The organism is Bradyrhizobium sp. LB11.1 (assembly GCF_040549385.1).
Classification (GTDB): domain Bacteria; phylum Pseudomonadota; class Alphaproteobacteria; order Rhizobiales; family Xanthobacteraceae; genus Bradyrhizobium.
Map to the genome: position 1 here is coordinate 1 of NZ_JBEPTH010000034.1, position 16806 is coordinate 16806.

Sequence of the window (16806 nt, forward strand, 5' to 3'; positions counted from 1 at the left end):
CATCCGATCAAGCGTCTCGACGAACTGCTGCCGTGGGTTTGGAAACCAGAGATTCATGTCAAGGCCTGACTGACGTGCAAGAACCGGACGCATACCACTGCTCTCGCCTTTCCGCCCACTCTTCTCCAGCGCACGCCATTGCATGCCAGCTTGCGCATTCGCTCATCGGGAGCCTCCCGCAACAGAACTCGCGACGAACAACCCTGTTGCCTGTGGCGCAATGGCCGAGATGTCGTGAACGGAGATGGCCGACGGGGCCCGGTTCGGCGGGTGCCCGGGCTGCCCCCAGAGAGCTGTCTCTGACCTTTGAGATCGCTCAACGAAGAGTGCTCCCAACGATGACCGCAGACTCGCGACTGCGCTGGAAGCTGCGATGTCGCTGCCGATGACTGGCACAAGCTTCTGCAAATAGGCCTGAGTCTCAGCAGGCAATGGACGGCCGGCGAGATGCTCTTCGTAGCGAGCAGGTCCCGCGTTGTAGGCTGCAAGGAAGCCGGGCGCACCGTAGCGGTCGCGCAATTCGCGAAGGTACGCGGTGCCCGCAAGAATGTTGTCGTGGGGATCGTAGGGATCTTTGCCGAAGTCGTACCGCAGACGCAGCTCTGCCCACGTCTCTGGCATGATCTGCATCAGCCCCATGGCGCCTTTCGGTGACCTTGCACGCACGTCTCCGGCGCTTTCGATGTCTACGACTGCAAATATCCAGCGCACCGGCACGCCGAAGCGGCGCGCGGCCTCGTCGACGAACTCCGCAAATGAATTGCTAGTTCGATGGCTCGCTGTAGGCTCCGCAGGTCGCATCTCGGCTGAAGCAGGAACCTTGCTCACGGTCAGCGCAACGAACAACGGTACGACAGCGCGCAGGCTCCTCTCGAACACACGCAAGGATGCCGCCGTGCTCGCATCCGTCCAGGGTAAAGCTGCTTCGCGCCGGCCGTTCGGCCGCCCTTGACAGCCGCTCCGCGCGACGGCTTCACAATCGTTGGTCGGGACGGAGGAATGGTGCAGCACTCGGCCGAACAGAGGAATAGCAGGTTGGATACCCAAGATGCGCACGATCAGTCCTCCCAGGTCCACACTGGCAGCGCACGGCCGATGACGGCCGATACCGGCAAGAACCCGAAATAGCGACCATCCAGCGAAATGGCGGACTGCCAATTCATGACGAAGAGTTCGCCGTCACCGACGACGCGACAGCCCTGCCATTTCGGAAGGGGTCGACCGCGTCCATCGCGATCTCGGGCATCGCCCATTTCGATCGCATCGACGGAGACTGTGAGCCCGCTTCGGCAGACGGTCTGTCCGGGAAGCGCCAGCACGCGTTTGAGCATCAGCACTCCGGCCGGCAGATAGCCGTTGAGATCTAGGAAGGTCGCAAGGGGCTCCAGTGGCTGTACGGCGAGGAGTTCGGTGACGAACAAGTTGTCAGCCGGCTGCAAACGGTAGAGCCCGATCGGTACGCTTTCGGAAGCATTCCACACGTAGAGCGGTGTGATCTCCAGAACGACAGGCGCGACAAGAGCCGCGGCGCCGGCCAGCATCGCGGTCAGCGTCTTGAACCGGCTGGTCATCGCATGACCCTCTGCCGGTGAAGCCACGCCTGGTGGCGCGCTTTCGTATAGGGGCGCGGGTTTTCGTTGACGGACACACGATTATGAATGTGATGCCAATGATCAGGAGCGACGTCAGCGGGATCGATGCCGAGCGCTTCGATGGCATCGACCACCTGCAGCACCCGTTCGACCTTCGGCCAACCGGAGAGCCGCAGCAAGATCTCCCCACCGGGCTTCACATACGGCACGGTCGAGCAGCGCTGTCCCGGTGCGACCGCGCGCAAGATGTCAATCCGCGAGATGATCGTGCCAAAATCGTTGGAGGTCCAACGAACGAAGGCGAAGATGCTGCCGGGCGCAAATGACACGACGCGCCGGTGACGATCGATCTTCTTCTCCTCAGCCAGGCGCCCGAACCGAATACGGTTTTCAATCCGCTTCTCGAGCCACAACACTTCCACTTCGGTGAGGTCGCTCATGCTGCCGGTCCCTGAAGCTGGGACCGGGGGCCGTGAGCTTTGCGGTCGGTGAAGTGCGTGTGCGGCTTCTGAAGGCAAGCACGACTGACGGCCCACCGTTGCCACTCGCCCCCAATGCGGCCTGTGGCCGGGTCCGTTAGAAGAAATCCGAAGGATTTCTGGTTAGTAAAGTTAGAGGAGCTGGAAAGCGCGGAGAAACAAGCTGTTAAGCTCGATTTCGGTCCTCGATAGCACGAGGATTGGGTCCCCGATAGCACGAGGGTTGCGGTCCTCGATAGCACGAGCTGATTCACAGATTGTCCTCCGAATTTGGAATGAGACCGCGCCGGCGCAGGCGTGACGTTAAGGGATCAACAGGCATAGGCGCGAAGTTCAGTCGCTCAGTGCCGCTCGGATCGCGCGTGAGCACGAGCTGATAGCCGGGCAATGTCTGGCGCTGGACGATCTGACGTACGTCGTAAGCGAAGTGCTTGAGCGGCGAGAGGATGCCGGACTTGGCATGGAGGTGCACAAGATCGAAACTCCAGCCGCCGTCCTGCCTACCGCCGTGCTTGCGCACAAGACGATAGAGCCAGCGCTCAAGCCCGCCCATCAGATCGAAATAGGCGCGGTCAATCGTCAGCACGAGCGCGTCATCGATCACGCCTGCGTAGAACCAATCAGGCAGAATCAGCTCGAGCCCAAATGGACGGCCATTTGCATCGGCCGTCTCCTTCCACTCGTTGATCCAGGAGAAGCGATGCCGTCGTCGTTCTGTCGGCTGGCGGATCGACGTCATCACGGTCGTTGACTGAAGTCTGTCGAGACCAGCCTTCAGCCGGTCATAGTCGCGCGCGCTGGTGCCGCGGCCGACGAACGTCAGAATCTCGTAAGGCGTTGCAGCCATCAGGCGCGACGTCTTCAAGCCGGCGTCACGTGCTTCGACGATCTGGGACGCAGCCCAGATCAGAACGTCTGCATCCCAGATGGTCGCCATGCCGTGTTCCGGCACAGCTTCAACACGAATTGCGATCGTACCCGCACGGAAATCGATCGGCACAATCCGCTTAGTCTTTGCCAGCGAGAAGAATGGATAAGCCATCAGATCCTGCGCATCGCGGGGCGCAAGATCGCCGGGAAGCGCCCGAAAGAGCTCAAGCTGGTCGCGCTCGGAATGGTGTTTGCGCCGCATGGTCACTGCTCTTGCGCGGCGATCAACGACGTTCCTGGCCCGCATACGGGCGCAAGACCGGCTGCTTCTTTGCGGGCAGCACGGTGCCCTTGCCGGGATCTGATGTCGACGTTTTGGCGCCGAGATCAGCCCAGGCCTTCAAGTCATCCAAAGCGTAGACGACCCGCCCGCCGATCTTCCGATAGGTTGGGCCGGTGCCGTACGTCCGATGCTTTTCAAGCGTGCGACCCGAGAGGCCCAGATAACGCGCGGCCTCTGGTGTACGCAGGAAACGCGGGGGTAGACCGGCCATCGGATCGGGCATTTGAGAACTCCAAGGTGACACCGCACCGCGAATGGCAGCGCCAGCGTGTGTGCGGTCATCATGGAGAAGCGCGATGTCGGAGGGGGATGCCGAATATTGGGGGGCCGATTTTCGGCACCCCTAGAGACCGCCGCTACTCGTCTCTGCGCTCAAGCCGCAGAAGTTTGCGATAGCCGCCGCGTACGAACGCGAGACCGCTTTGCACGAGGCGGATGGTTCGGCTACGCAAATCGTGCGTTTTCCAGACGCGATCCGGTATGCGCTTTTTCCCGAACAGGGCCTCTGCGATGCTTCGATAGGTGGCGCCGGCGAAATACGCGGCGGCCGCGCGAAGGGCCGCGCATAATCGTTCGCGCCGCTGTTTGGACAAGCGATGAAAGGCAGGTCCCGGCGCACGTCCATTCATCGCGCGCCATAGCCGCGTAGCAGCGTGCGCGCGCGCCTCGAAATCGCGATCAAGCGGCAACTCGACCGCATAGTGAGCACCTGCGATCAGCGGCTGTTTCGACCAGATGCGATGCTCCACCGAGCCGATGTGCAGAACCGCGTGCCAACCGTCGGCGGCGCCGCGCACCTGTCCAACAGTAAAGTCGAGCAGTGGCTGAGACGCTGACTTGTGAGCAACAGCCGGGGCGGTTGTCACCGGGACAACGGACGCTAGAACCTCAGGTGTCCAAAAGATCGCCTGTTCTTTGGAGGACCTTTGCGGGTCATGGGCGAAAGCAGATCCCCCACCTCCTCCTGAATTTCTCGGTCACTTCGCCATCGGGGCTGTTCGCAATCATCGTTTCGTAATCCCGTTGGTAGTCGACGTTCATACGAAGGCCTTCCCAGGCGATGTGAGTGATCTCAGCGTTCTCTAGGCTCTTAAACGAATCCGGCGATCGCCAGTCGAATTCAGGCATTTCTTCCGCCCCATTGCACGCAACCAACAAGGATTGCGGCGCAATAGTTATGAACGAGGCGGTTGTAGGAAGCCCCTAGTTTGGCACCACGTGGTGCATGAGAATGACCACCGGTTAGCGGGAGAAAATAGCTTTGGCTGTAGGTTTCTAGGCGGCGAATTTCTTCTATTTTGAGCTGGCGCCGCGTAACAGACGCCCCTGCTCGGTCACCCATTTGGCGCGTGCAAGATGACTCTGATATGCCGTCCGCGCACGTTCCGGCTCTCGCTCCGGATCGACGTGTAAGACGATTCGAGCGACCTCCCGCCAGTCCGCCCCCTGACCCTCCGCCTGCAGAAGGCGGATGTACGTCACGACATGCTGCTCGTCATAGGGGGTCAGCGCTGCATCGGTTGGCGCGACATCCGCGACGTCAGGATCAAGCGGTGGTTTTGACATCGGCCCTACGCTGCACGAGCAATCGAAATAAGAAATAGGGCGGACGCATCTTGCGACCTCGCATGGCTTGCGAGTGTAGCATATGGCATGCCACCAAGAACCGGGCTGGACCCCTTTCCTCTACATTTCGGCAAGCGAATCTCCATTCGCGATCACAACCGGGGCGGCGCGTCCGCGTATTATAACACGTAGCGCCAAAATACGCGATTGCCTCCTATCCTGCGGATGGACATTCGCAAGGTCTTTGGAGGAAACGCACGCCGATTCCGGCTGGCCCTTGGCTTGAGCCAGGAGGCGGTTGCGGAACGCATGGGCGTTGATAGGGCCTTTATAAGCAGCATGGAAAGAGGGTTGCAAAACGCGACCCTGCTCACGATCTGGCAGACTGCCCAAGCGCTGGAAGTACGGCCTGCAGATCTGCTTGAGGAAAAATTGTCTAAGATTCGGTCCTGATCTTCGCGAGCCGGGCCGGAGGCCCGGCGAGCGCCGGACGCGGACACGCGTCATCTCCGCCGGTCCAGCTTGCCGGACCGGCGGAGATGCATGGGCTTTAGGGAAGTAGCCGCGCAACCGACCCGATTGCGCGGCTAGCCTCTCAGATCGCGCGTTCCATCAAGCGCTTTGCCTTCCCTTCCAGTTCAAGCCTCGCGTCCTGATGCGACTTGGTGCGGGCCAGCGCCGTAATCCCCTGCACGAAATCAAAGATGCTCTCGGGCTTGCGATCTTCTTCACCTAGAACTGTTTCGATGATTTTCGCAGTCTCGGATTTGGAAAACCCATTCTTGCGAAGGAAGGTCTCTCGGTCTTCGTCCGTCCGTGCAACGATCCGCTCCCGCGCGGCCTTGATGCCCGCAACGAATGGCTCGGGCGAGGAATTGGCGAAGCTCGTCAACGCGGGGGCCGCTTCGTGCGCAAACCGTTGCGCTGCGAATTTGGAATGCCGGATTGTGATCTGCTCGAGGTTCTCCACGCCCCAGAGATTGCGGTTCATGCAGACGGCCCGGAGATAGAAGCTGGCAATCCCGAGCGTCTTGCTGCCGACTTCGCTGTTCCAGCAATAAAATCCCCGAAAGTACAAATCCGGTGATCCATCCGGCAGCCGCCCCGCCTCGATCGGGTTGGTATCATCGACCAGAAACAGGAACACGTCGCGGTCGCTGGCGTAAAGCGTCGTCGTGTCCTTGGTTACGTCCACAAGGGGATTGTGGGTCATTGTTGACCAATCCAGCACGCCCGGCACTTTCCAGCGCGTGTCGCCGGTGCCGTTGCCTGCGATTTTCATGACTGCGGCGACAAGCTCGTGATCCCAGATGCGGCCATAGTCTGGCCCGGTGACTGCACGAAGCTCGATCCGCCCGTTATCAGCTTCGAGGGTTTTCACGAGCTCGGCGCGGTGCGAGAGCAAGCCATGTTGCAGGTTGACGCCTGACAGAGCCGCAGGAAGTTGCCGCAGATAGGAGGTCGGCGCGCCGACCAGCGTGCACAACTGGCCAAAGCTCCAATGTGTGGGCGCCACTGGCTCGTCACGTCCCCGTACCGTCAAGGCCAATCGCTCGGAGTTGTTGCTGTTGACCTCTACCCGGATGGCCCGGCTTTCCACCGTCCGCGCCTGCGCGCGCTCGGCGCGGCCGCGCACGGCGTTATAGAGGTCAGGCAGGTTCAAATAACGTTCGTCGTCCGGTCGCGAAAACCATTCCGACGACACACGGCCAATTCGTTGGCCACGCGATACATCCACACGAAAGCCGCCGGAAGCAGGCTGTTGGCCTTGCGATAAAGTCATCATGTTCATGGTCGTTTCTCCTATGGGCTGAGGTTGAAGCGCAGCGCTGCGCTGCAACCCTGCCCGTCGGCGAGACCTGGGGTAGCAAGGGCAAGGGCGGCCGGAGCGGAGGGGGATCACCCGCCTGACAAGGGCGCGCTCGATGAGCGCGCGTCTGCACGCGCCCTGACGACCTTGGTCGTCATGAAGATCCATGGCGCGGAAGACCGGGGATACCGGTCCGGCCGGCACGGCGAGCCGTGCTTCACCCTTGCCCGCGCGAGGGCGGAGCCCTTAGCGATTCACTTCCAAAAAACAATGCTCTTCCTGTTTCCCTGCAAGGCGGCAGCAGAAACGCAAAAAAGCCCCGCCTCCGGAGAGGCGGGGCGGATGATCCGGATGGATCAGTCGCCGTTGCGGCGGGACCAGATCAGGGTGAAGCCCTCGTCGCCCTCGACTTTCACCAGCGAAGCGTAGATCGGCGCCGGGAAGCTCGGATCATCGAGTTTGACCGAGAGGTATTCGCGATCGCTGTCGCGGGCGGTCTTCTTCCAGGCGGCGCCGAATTCGGTGGTGCCGGCGAAGATGCGATAGTCGGGCGCCTTGTCGTTATCCTTATCGGATGCTGCGAACCTGGCCTTGATGTTCAGTGTCAGCGTCTTGATCGAGCCGACGTAGCCGTTGTCCGAAGCAGTGAAGGTGCCGATGGTAGCCATGGTGGTCTCCGTTGGTTGCTCGGGCCGCGCCCATCGCGGCCTCGATGGCGATCCTTGGCCCGGGGAGCGATCGGCCCGCAGCCGTCAGGCCCGCAGCGCAGCGGAGGACGGCGGTAAGCCTGCTTTTTTGTTTTCCGCGAGGAATGCCGCGCCTTTGCGGCAGGGGAAAAAAGCGGGCGTAGCCGTTGCGGGAAGGCGATCGAGGCTCTTGCCGTCCCTCGGCCTTGATCAGCCCATTCGAGGTTGCGTTGGACGCCGCCCACAAACAAACTGACGGAGACCACCATGGCTGCCGGCATTCATGCAGCACAAGGAGCCGGCTTGATCGGTCGAACGCACGCTGACACCAGCGCATCAACGGCGAGTAAGACGCGCGAGAGGAGACGACCAGCGACCAGTTTCGCATTTTGTCGGGGCGTATCAGAGCGCCGCTGGAAGGAACTCCCGCCGAAAGACGATCCGAACGGCAACAGTCATTCGTTTGATCAAGGACCCGGCCAAGGGCACATCGCTGCTGATGAAGCGGGCCAGACGACGATCCCGTGTTCGCGGTTCGCTACGATCGGCAATGATCGGAAGGACCCGTATCCGTGGTCCAGGTGTGGGCTTGCGTCTGTAGTCGCTACCTTTGCATCAATTGCATCGGCCGCGCGCCTCGGCGCGCGGCCGAAATTTTGGGTGGTTGGCCGGGGCCGCATGCGCGGCCCCGGCTGAGAACTCACTCGGCAGCCTCCGAATAGGCATCATCGCCTTGCCCAGCAGTGGGCGCATCGGATTGCTCTTGCGGCTTGGCCGTCCTCAGCACGGCGGGCAGCCAGTCGGTCGCGGCGAGCAGCTGCTCGGCCGCTTCCGCCATATCGATCTTCTTCATATCTGCCATCCGCTCGGCAGCCTCGCCGCTCACACCGTCGCAGACGGCCTCCAGAATGCGGGCCTTGGTGACGCGACCGAGATAGCTGCGCGCGGTCGGCCGCCAGTAGCCGGTCATGTCGAGGGAAACGGCTTCCGCCAGCAGGTCGGCTGTTGCCAAAGCGCGGGGCCTCCGCTCCCACGGCAGTTTGACCGCGTTGACGGTCAGCGCCGCACAATGGGCGAACAAAGCCATGCGGCTGTCAGGATCAAGCTCGGCAACGAACGCCCAGAGGCTCGTGACGTCGCGCGGTATCTGCCTTGCCCAATTGGCGTGGCCCTCCGCCCATGCCTTGCCGGCAGGCGTGTCCTCGATCCCGTCCGCATGTCCTGCCAAATCCGTCTTGATCGGTTGGATACCGACAACATGGGCATCCGCGCCAAGATAGAAGATTTGCGCAGCGAGCGCATGGGTGACCGCAACAATGGCGGCTTCCGGCTGTTCGCTCAGGTTGAGCCGGAGACCCAAGGTTCGGTGCGCGGTAAGGTCACGAACGAGAACGTCAGACAATGGACGGTCGTCCTCTTCCTCGTCGGCCGCACCTGCACCCTCCCCGCTCTCATCTTGTACTGCCTGATCATCTACCTCCGGATCGCCTGTCGCTGAGGCTTCCGCGGTTTGCTCCGCTTCGGATTGCGGCTTTTCGTCCGCGGGCCGGATGAAACCGCGTTCGATCCGGACGGCACCGTCGTGATTGAGGATCACGAAAGCACCGCCGCGCGCAACGTCGTCAGCATCATAGGTCTGCCGCTTCGCTTCCAGTCGCTCGATCTCGGCCTCGAGCTCGCCGAACCGGGCACCCACATCTTCAGGAAGTTCATCCGCCGTCTGGTGCTTTTCGCTGAGGCGGTCGAATTCCGTCTGTACCCTTGTAAGAGCGGCCAGATCTTCCGCCGAAAGCTCGACCGGATGCGGGTAGGTTCGCCGCATGCCGTGGGCGTGCGGGAAATCAAGATAAGCTTCCGTCCATTTCCAGCCCTCGGCTGCTCGCACGGCATCGGCCTCACGGCCAAGCTTTGCGGTCACCAGCAGATCAAGCAGCGCCACGTCTTCCAGATAGCCGCCGCGATCCTCGGTGAAGAGGTCCCGAAGGATCGAGCCGCCCGCTTCCGTGTAGGCTTCGATCCCGACAAAGCGCGCGCGGCGGTCGGTTGCGGCCACATGGGTTTCGGTGAGCATGCGACGGATGGTGCTGGCATCCCGGTTATAGGATAGCCGCTCATAAACACTTTCCTGCCGGGCGTGATCGTCGGTGATGGCAAAGGCCATCAACTGCTCAAGAGCCAGATCGCCCTCGCGATAGACCTGCATCAGCTTCGGAGAGACTGCGCCCAACCGCAGGCGCTGCCGCACCACATGCGGCGTCACGCCGAAGCGGGCGGCGATTTCCTCGGCGCCGAAGCCGCGTTCCTCCGCCAGCTTCTTGAACGCCTCGAACTGATCGGCGGGATGCATGTTTTCCCGGGTGACATTCTCGTCCAAGCTGATTTCGTGCGGATCGTTCGCGGTATCAACGATGCACCGGATCGGCTCGGTCTTTTTGATCTCCTTCCGCTTCACCCGCAAAAGCTGGGCAAGCCGCCTGCCCTCGCCGATGGTCACGAAATAGAACCCGGTAGCCGCATTCTCACCATCGACCTCTGGCTCGACGACCAGATTTTGCAGAATGCCCTTGGCGGCGATGCTCGCCGCATAGGCCTCGATCGCCGCATCGCTGTGCGGCGTCTTGCGCGCATTCTTCGGGGACTTCTTGAGCTTGTTGAGCGGAATGAGAACTTGCGTTCCGTTCTCGGGGAGTTGTTCAACGTGTTTGGCCGACATGATCGATCTCCTTGCTTTCATGGGTGCAGGGCGCACTCCGCGCCTGCGCCCCTGCCCGTCGGCGAGACCAGGGGTAGCAAGTGCCAGGGCGACCTGAGCGGAGGGGGATCGCCCGCCCGAAAGGGCCGCTCGAAGAGCGGGTCTGCACAAGCGCGTGCCAGGATTTCCAGTGTTGGGGACCTGCGAAAGCGCGGAAGACCGGGGAGACCGCTCGGGTCGGCGCCGGCATGGCCGGCGCTTTACCCTGGCGCGCGCGAGGGGCGGAGCCCCTTAGAGCCAGAGGACGGGGCAAGTTGGCTGATGCGAGCCGTGCGCGATAGAGAAAGAGGCACCCGCAGGAGGGTCAGCATAGCGCCGACGCGATAGCGGCGGGACCCGGGACCGAGTGCAGTCGCGAGACCGGTTAAGAAGGCACCCGAACGAAGGGCAGTGATAGCGACGCCGGAACGAAGTGACGGTGGGACCGAGGGCGAGTGCCTCCGGCGAGCGACTCATGATCGCGCGAGGGATCGAAGCCGGATGGCGTGCGCCGTTGAGGCGTGGAGAAGAAGGGAGTGTTCGAAAGAATGGAGCCTGCTGGTTATGGCTCCTACTTGCCCGGCTTACCGGTGTCGGAAACGACTGAGACTCCGAAAGGAGAACGGGACCAGAGCATGCCGGGAAACGTCTCGAAGTCGGGCGCCGCAGTCCGGTGGAGAGCACAGAGTAAGGTGTGCATGGTGAAAGCTGTATTGCCTGAATCCCAGTTTCCAGTTGCCAAAGGGCTGGCCGTAGCGAACGCGGCTGACACGCTATGCCACGCGGGGCAGGTCGCACCGGCCATTGCGATTTGCCACCAGTCCGCGTGGGACGACCACCATCGGTGGGTCAAGGAGACGAATGGGACACCTAAACACACCGCAACTTCCCACACACGCAACTACGGGATCGCCTGCAGCAGGCTCTTTCAAGGACCTGTATGGCGACGGAGCCGTCATAGTACCCAAATGCCCGGCGTAATGGCCGGGACAGCCGCCGCGAGGCGGACGATCATGCGTATAAGGCCGGGTGACCGGACCGAAAGCGCCTCCGATCGGGGGAAGGACGATGTCGCTAATAACGGCATTTGCAGTATGCGTAGAAGAGATTCTTCGACGGAGAGGTTCTGCTGATGCAGGCCGCTACCATCCAGAGAAGAATTGAATCACTGCCGACTTTGTCGCGGTCGGGTAAGCGCGTAAATGGCCTTCACCGCTTGATGAGATCTCCGCATCTCTTCGAGCGGGCTTACGAAAAGGTCTCTCGCAACAAGGGAGCCCTGACGCCTGGCGTAGATGGCAAGACCTTCGACGGCATGTCGCTGGCGAAGCTCGCTGACGTCGCCAGGCGGGTAGCAGACGGCACCTATCGCTTCCGGCCAGTCCGGCGGGTTTATATCCCGAAGGACAACGGCAAAACACGACCGCTGGGTATCCCTACGGTGGAAGACCGGCTCGTTCAGGAGGCGGTCAGGATTCTGCTCGAAGCGATCTACGAACCCGTGTTCCTCGATGAGTCGCATGGGTTCCGCCCGGGGCGATCCTGTCATACCGCACTTAAGTCCATCAAGAAGACCTGGACGGGCTGCAAGTGGCTGGTCGAAGTGGATGTACGTGGGTTCTTCGACAACATCGACCATGACATTCTGCTTGGGCTTCTAAAGAAGCGGATCGATGACGACAAGTTCATCGGTCTGATCGAAGGAATGCTCAAAGCAGGCTACATGGAAGATTGGGTCTACGGACGCACTTACAGTGGTACGCCACAGGGCGGCGTTGTCTCGCCCTTGCTCGCCAACATCTATCTGCACGAGCTGGATCAGCACATGCAGATGATGAAGGCGGGCTTCGACAAGGGTCGCGATCGACGTCCATTCCCGCGCTACGCGGCGCTGGAACGGCGCGTCCTTAGTCTCCGCCGGAAAATTGAACGGCTCCGCGCCGAAGGCGCGGATCGGGCTGAGATCGACGCTGCGTTCGCGGAGATCAAAGCCATCAATCAGGAGAGACGGAAAGTGCCTTCCGTCGATCCGATGGACCCCAACTTCAAAAGGCTCCGCTACTGCCGCTACGCCGACGACTTCCTCATCGGCGTGATCGGGAGCAAGCGGGAAGCGTGTGAGATCATGGCTTGCGTCGAACAATTTCTGACGCAGACATTGAAGCTCACCGTGTCGCCCGAGAAAAGTGGGGTCTACGCCGCTTCAAAGGGAGTGACCTTCCTGAGCTATCGCATCTCGACATACACATCCTACGGGGCTGGACGTAAATCCAACCGCACGGGACCGGATGGACGGACATGGCGCGTGGTACGCCGGCCGACCACCGGCAATGTCAGTTTGCGAGTGCCGCGGAAGGAGGTTACCGCGTTCTGCAAGCGACATGGCTATGGCGATCTCGCCAGAAAAACTGGCCGTCCGCGCGAGCAGTTCTTGGTTACCAGCGATGTCGCAACCGTCCTCGCCTATAACTCAGAGTTCCGTGGCTTTGCGAACTACCATTCGTTTGCTGATGACTTCAAGGGCGCCTTGGGGCTGTTGGAGCTTGTTGTGTTCCGCAGCCTCGTGAAGACGCTGGCGATGCGACATCGGACGACGAGAGCGAGAACCATGGCGCGTCTGTGGAATGGTACGGACTACGAGGTCAGCTCCGTGGTCCGTGGTAAGCTTCGCAGCATTAAGCTGTGGAGGCTGAAGCATCTGACCCAAACCTACTGGACGAGTCCTGTAGTCGACAACGTCACAGCAGGGGCGTGGTGGGTCAAAAGCCCAAATGATCTGATCGATCGCCTCAACGCTCGCAGATGCGAAGCCTGCGGCGATACGACGGGACCATTTGAGATGCATCACCTCCGCCGCGTAGGAGACCTGCGAAGCGGATCGCTGACGGATTGGAAACGGTCCGGTTGGCGGCGCAAGACCATCGTCCTGTGTCCGTCATGCCGTTTAACCGTCTCCGGTCGAGAGCATGCGCGTACGGAAAGCCGTGTGCATTGAAAAGTGCCCGCACGGTTTGGGGGGAGGCGTAGGGATATCCTCGTTGAGGTATCCCGCGCCTACCCTACCGAGACGCCTTGCGGCTCGGTTCACGAGAGATCCTATGCAGCAGGCAAGAGTGCTCCAATCGGCGTCTCTGATTCGCTGACATAGGAGGTCAACATGAACGGCCAAACCGAGTTCACCGTGAAAGTAGAGCCCGAAGAGTTCAAGAATACGCTTTTTCTGGCCATGGAGTTGAGCCGCGCGACCTGGCTCGTGGCGACGTTCGCACCGCGGCTCGGCGACAAGATCAGCGTGCATGCGATACCGGGCGGGGACACAAAGCGATTGCTTGACCTTATCGGCCGCCTGCAAGCGAAGCTTCGAGGCAAGGACGTCAGCCGGGTGCGGACGGTATGCTGCTATGAGGCAGGCTACGACGGGTTCTGGTTGCACAGGGTGCTCGTCCACCACGGTGTCGAGAACCACGTCCTCGATGCAGCGAGTCTTCCGATCGATCGTCGCGCCAAGCATATCAAGACCGACAATATCGACGCCAAACGTCTACTCAGGGCGATTGTCGGCTTCGTGCAAGGCGATCCGCAAAGTTGTCGCGTGGTTCGCGCGCCAACGCCCGAGGAAGAGGATGCGCGGCGCCTCCATCGCGAGCGGCAGCGAATGGTGCGCGAACGTACCGGCCATTTGAACCGGATCAAGGCCCTTTTGATAACGCATGGCATTCGGGCGCTCCGGATCACGGATGCAAAGTGGTGTGAGCGTCTTGATAAGATGCGGACCGGCGATGGTCGGCCGATTCCGGCGCGGCTGAAGATCGAGATCGAGCGCGAATGGAAGCGGCTCAAGGTGGTCGCCGAGCAAGTCCGGGAGGTCGAAGCCGAACGTGACAGGCTCGTCAAAGGAAGCGAACCATCAGGGGACGCTTGCACCGAAAAGATGCGCCAGCTCGTCAAGCTGCACGGTATCGGCGCCGAGTTTGCCACAGTGCTCACGCGGGAAGTCTTCTATCGACCGTTCCAGAACCGCCGGCAAGTCGCCAGCTACGTCGGCTTGACGCCGGCACCCTACGACAGCGGAGACACCAAACACGACCAGGGAATCAATAAAGCCGGCAACACACGAGCCCGTGTGATCGCCGTGCAAATGGCTTGGCTGTGGCTCAGGTACCAATCGAAAAGCGAACTGTCTCTTTGGTATTACAGGCGCGTCGGAGACCTGAAGGGTCGCGTCCGGCGCATCATGATCATCGCGCTCGCGCGCAAGCTGGTGATCGCTCTCTGGCGATACGTCGAAACCGGCAAGGTTCCGACAGGTGCCATCGTCACTACTTGATCAGTTGAATGAGTTTGGCCCACGCTTCCGGGCCAATGCCGGGACGGATGTGTGACTGAGGATGCCGGGTTGGCCTTATCAGCCGTACGAGAGATGAGTCCCATCCATCTTGGAGCCGAGCTGCCACGAGTATGCAGGATTTTGATACGAGCCGCTGGCGCTCGACCGGATATAAGTTGATGCGGCTGCCACGGTGCAGCATGCAGGCGGGACAACGGCTCCAGTCCTGATTGTTCGCGTTATGGAAGCGGGCGAAGCGTACGCTGCCGTGTTCTTGGCGGAGCGATCGTGACCCGAATGGGCCGAGACCGCTTGCGGGCTCGGTTGAGCGGTCGCTTGGCCGCGAGATAGAGCGCGACCCCGCCTGGCGCGGGGGTCGCCCCATTACATTCGACCGCGACCGAGCGGCGTCGAGAAGTATGTCCGCTTTGATCGGAAGCGGAAGTGAACTGAGTGGCAAAAGCGTCGCTATGTGCCAAGAAGCGACATCGCACGTGCGGTTTGAGGCGGTCGCAAACTGAGGCAGCAATGGCGACAGAACTAGAACGGCTTGATGCGGCGCGGCTAAAGAGATGGACCAACCTCGTTGTTGCGGAAATGTCACCGCATCGAAAATACCACGCATGGTTTGACCCGCATCAATCAAGTCGGTTGGGCAGAAGGCGCTCCTCGCAGTATGTTTTGCGGAGTTGTGGCCGACCTTCAGGAGGCGACAGTGCAGAAACTTTTCCTTGCGGGCATCGCTGCTGCAGGATTGTTGAGTGGGTCTGCTCTTGCATCGGACTTGCCTACCAAAGCCCCCGTGTACAAAGCACCGATCGCAGCGGCGCCCTATAATTGGTCAGGGTTTTATGTGGGTGCCAACTTCGGCGGGGGATGGTCCAACGGCAGCCTGAACATTCCTGGCAACAATCTGTATGGCGGCCTCACCGAATTCATTGGCGGCGTGCAGGCCGGCTATAACTTCCAGGCCGGTCACTTTCTATTTGGTGTCGAAGGTGATGTCGATGGGGCCAGCTTTAGTCATCCGGTCCTCTCTACTCCGACATTAGGCTATGTAGACCAGCACTGGATCGGCACCGTGGCGGGCCGCGTCGGCCTCGTGAACGATCAATGGCTCGTATTCGCCAAGCTTGGCGGCGGCTGGGTGCACAGCAACGCTACTTTGAACCTCCCTGGCACTGTTTGGAACGGGTCCAGCACCGGCAGCGGCTGGTTAGTTGGCGGTGGCATCGAATACGGCTTCAAGCCGCATTGGACCGTCAAACTCGAATACGATTATCTCGGGCTATCAAACTGGACTTCGGCAACGGTGCCCGCGGTGCCGTTGAACCACGACCTCCAAATGGTCAAAGCCGGGATCAATTATAAATTCGTGAGCGGCGTTCCGGAAGCGGGCGAGCCGTCGCCCACTGATGGTTCTCCTGAGCCTTCGGAAGACCTGCAGAAGGCATCACAAAATCCGATCGCGGATCTGGTTAGCGTGCCGTTCCAGAGCAATACCAATTTTAATACGGGGCCATTCAGTCGTACCCAAGAGGTATTCAACATTCAACCCGTCGTGCCGATGCACTTAAGCGATGACTGGACCCTGATCTCACGTACCATCATTCCGTTGGTGAGCCAGCCGAGTCCGCTGTTCGACAGCAACACCAATGGCATTGGCGACATTACTCAATCGTTGTTTTTTTCTCCCGCACACCCGGGCAAACTCATCTGGGGCGTTGGTCCAGTCTTCACTGTTCCGTCCGCAAACGATCCTATTCTCGGGACCGGCAAATTCCTGTTCGGCCCCACGGCCGTCTTCTTAGTCACGCCAGGACATTGGGTGATCGGTGTGTTGCTCAACAATCAGTGGTCGGTCGGTGGCAATCCACTGACACCAGCTGTGAACTCATTCCTCGCGCAACCCTTCCTCAACTACAACATGGCGCACGGCTGGTACTTGACCACGTCGCCGATCATCACATCCAACTGGCTCGCGACATCGGGTCAGCAATGGACCGTACCGATCGGAGGCGGCTTCGGTCGGGTGTTCAAAGTCGGTGACCAACCCGTGAACGCTCAAATTGCCGGCTACTACAACGCGATACGTCCGACCGGCACATCTGCTTGGCAATTGCGTGTTTCTCTCGCGCTTCTGTTCCCAGTCAAATAACGTGGCGGTCTGGCGCCCGACCACCGGGACTTGCGCCTCGATGTCCGGAAAGGGCAAAAGGCGAAATACTCGCTCCGAGCACATATAGTCCGTTTTGCCCCTGAAAGCGGACTCAAGGCGGACATCGCTGGAGGTCCGTTTCGTGCCACAGGACTAAACCGCTCGCGCGGTAGTGCGCTGCGGCGGGCGGCACGGCCAAGACGGTAGCGCAACGGGGCGTCCTGTCTTGAGATCGAGGTGTTTC

General features: G+C 60.7%; 15 protein-coding genes. 4 read left to right on the forward strand and 11 right to left on the reverse strand.

The window, feature by feature from the left end:
• Positions 1-162 precede the first annotated feature (162 nt).
• From ABIA96_RS35725 to ABIA96_RS35760, 8 genes are all read right to left on the reverse strand, one after another.
• Positions 163-879, reverse strand: coding sequence for a lytic transglycosylase domain-containing protein (locus ABIA96_RS35725; RefSeq protein WP_354141600.1), 717 nt, complete (start codon positions 877-879; stop codon positions 163-165).
• Between the two features lie 179 nt (positions 880-1058).
• Positions 1059-1571 carry a S26 family signal peptidase gene (locus tag ABIA96_RS35730; RefSeq protein ID WP_354141588.1) on the reverse strand — a complete coding sequence of 171 codons (513 nt, stop codon included), beginning with the start codon at positions 1569-1571 and terminating at the stop codon, positions 1059-1061.
• Positions 1568-2032: a DUF2840 domain-containing protein gene (locus ABIA96_RS35735; RefSeq protein WP_354141589.1), complete on the reverse strand. Its 465-nt coding sequence runs from the start codon at positions 2030-2032 to the stop codon at positions 1568-1570. Before ABIA96_RS35735 ends, ABIA96_RS35730 begins: the two co-directional genes overlap by 4 nt.
• A gap of 289 nt (positions 2033-2321) precedes the next feature.
• A complete protein-coding gene (locus tag ABIA96_RS35740; protein ID WP_354141590.1) occupies positions 2322-3203 on the reverse strand; it encodes a replication initiator protein A in 882 nt (293 codons plus the stop codon).
• 22 nt (positions 3204-3225) lie between these two features.
• Entirely contained in the window at positions 3226-3507 is a 282-nt protein-coding gene (locus ABIA96_RS35745; protein WP_009734055.1) for a helix-turn-helix transcriptional regulator, read from the reverse strand.
• A gap of 133 nt (positions 3508-3640) precedes the next feature.
• Entirely contained in the window at positions 3641-4081 is a 441-nt protein-coding gene (locus tag ABIA96_RS35750; protein ID WP_354141591.1) for a DUF2285 domain-containing protein, read from the reverse strand.
• A 136-nt stretch (positions 4082-4217) separates the two neighbouring features.
• Positions 4218-4412, reverse strand: coding sequence for a transcriptional regulator domain-containing protein (locus ABIA96_RS35755; RefSeq protein ID WP_354141592.1), 195 nt, complete (start codon positions 4410-4412; stop codon positions 4218-4220).
• Between the two features lie 165 nt (positions 4413-4577).
• Positions 4578-4850, reverse strand: a complete 273-nt coding sequence (locus ABIA96_RS35760) for a DUF2285 domain-containing protein (protein WP_354141593.1) — start codon at positions 4848-4850, stop codon at positions 4578-4580.
• A gap of 225 nt (positions 4851-5075) precedes the next feature.
• On the opposite strand from ABIA96_RS35760, the gene ABIA96_RS35765 reads away from it, so the two are divergent.
• Entirely contained in the window at positions 5076-5303 is a 228-nt protein-coding gene (locus ABIA96_RS35765) for a helix-turn-helix domain-containing protein (protein ID WP_354141594.1), read from the forward strand.
• Positions 5304-5445: 142 nt separating this feature from the next.
• Here ABIA96_RS35765 and ABIA96_RS35770 read toward each other — a convergent pair whose 3' ends face one another.
• From ABIA96_RS35770 to ABIA96_RS35780, 3 genes are all read right to left on the reverse strand, one after another.
• Positions 5446-6636: a DUF932 domain-containing protein gene (locus tag ABIA96_RS35770; protein ID WP_354141601.1), complete on the reverse strand. Its 1191-nt coding sequence runs from the start codon at positions 6634-6636 to the stop codon at positions 5446-5448.
• Between the two features lie 380 nt (positions 6637-7016).
• Complete coding sequence (locus ABIA96_RS35775; protein ID WP_354141595.1) at positions 7017-7328, reverse strand: DUF736 domain-containing protein; 312 nt, start codon at positions 7326-7328, stop codon at positions 7017-7019.
• Between the two features lie 718 nt (positions 7329-8046).
• Positions 8047-10059: a ParB/RepB/Spo0J family partition protein gene (locus ABIA96_RS35780; protein WP_354141596.1), complete on the reverse strand. Its 2013-nt coding sequence runs from the start codon at positions 10057-10059 to the stop codon at positions 8047-8049.
• Positions 10060-11209: 1150 nt separating this feature from the next.
• Here ABIA96_RS35780 and ABIA96_RS35785 point away from each other — a divergent pair.
• From ABIA96_RS35785 to ABIA96_RS35795, 3 genes are all read left to right on the forward strand, one after another.
• Positions 11210-13072, forward strand: a complete 1863-nt coding sequence (locus ABIA96_RS35785; RefSeq protein WP_354141597.1) for a reverse transcriptase domain-containing protein — start codon at positions 11210-11212, stop codon at positions 13070-13072.
• Between the two features lie 162 nt (positions 13073-13234).
• On the forward strand, positions 13235-14404 hold the full coding sequence (locus ABIA96_RS35790; protein ID WP_354141598.1) for an IS110 family RNA-guided transposase: 1170 nt from the start codon (positions 13235-13237) through the stop codon (positions 14402-14404).
• A gap of 715 nt (positions 14405-15119) precedes the next feature.
• Positions 15120-16562: an outer membrane protein gene (locus tag ABIA96_RS35795; protein ID WP_354141599.1), complete on the forward strand. Its 1443-nt coding sequence runs from the start codon at positions 15120-15122 to the stop codon at positions 16560-16562.
• Positions 16563-16806 lie beyond the last annotated feature (244 nt).

Excerpts from the sequence above, each read along its gene's own strand:
- ABIA96_RS35730 (WP_354141588.1), bottom strand. The coding sequence starts at position 1,571 with ATGACCAGCCGGTTCAAGACGCTGACCGCGATGCTGGCCGGCGCCGCG.
- ABIA96_RS35735 (WP_354141589.1), bottom strand. The coding sequence starts at position 2,032 with ATGAGCGACCTCACCGAAGTGGAAGTGTTGTGGCTCGAGAAGCGGATT.
- ABIA96_RS35740 (WP_354141590.1), bottom strand. The coding sequence starts at position 3,203 with ATGCGGCGCAAACACCATTCCGAGCGCGACCAGCTTGAGCTCTTTCGG.
- ABIA96_RS35745 (WP_009734055.1), bottom strand. The coding sequence starts at position 3,507 with ATGCCCGATCCGATGGCCGGTCTACCCCCGCGTTTCCTGCGTACACCA.
- ABIA96_RS35755 (WP_354141592.1), bottom strand. The coding sequence starts at position 4,412 with ATGCCTGAATTCGACTGGCGATCGCCGGATTCGTTTAAGAGCCTAGAG.
- ABIA96_RS35760 (WP_354141593.1), bottom strand. The coding sequence starts at position 4,850 with ATGTCAAAACCACCGCTTGATCCTGACGTCGCGGATGTCGCGCCAACC.
- ABIA96_RS35765 (WP_354141594.1), top strand. The coding sequence starts at position 5,076 with ATGGACATTCGCAAGGTCTTTGGAGGAAACGCACGCCGATTCCGGCTG.
- ABIA96_RS35770 (WP_354141601.1), bottom strand. The coding sequence starts at position 6,636 with ATGATGACTTTATCGCAAGGCCAACAGCCTGCTTCCGGCGGCTTTCGT.
- ABIA96_RS35775 (WP_354141595.1), bottom strand. The coding sequence starts at position 7,328 with ATGGCTACCATCGGCACCTTCACTGCTTCGGACAACGGCTACGTCGGC.
- ABIA96_RS35780 (WP_354141596.1), bottom strand. The coding sequence starts at position 10,059 with ATGTCGGCCAAACACGTTGAACAACTCCCCGAGAACGGAACGCAAGTT.
- ABIA96_RS35785 (WP_354141597.1), top strand. The coding sequence starts at position 11,210 with ATGCAGGCCGCTACCATCCAGAGAAGAATTGAATCACTGCCGACTTTG.
- ABIA96_RS35790 (WP_354141598.1), top strand. The coding sequence starts at position 13,235 with ATGAACGGCCAAACCGAGTTCACCGTGAAAGTAGAGCCCGAAGAGTTC.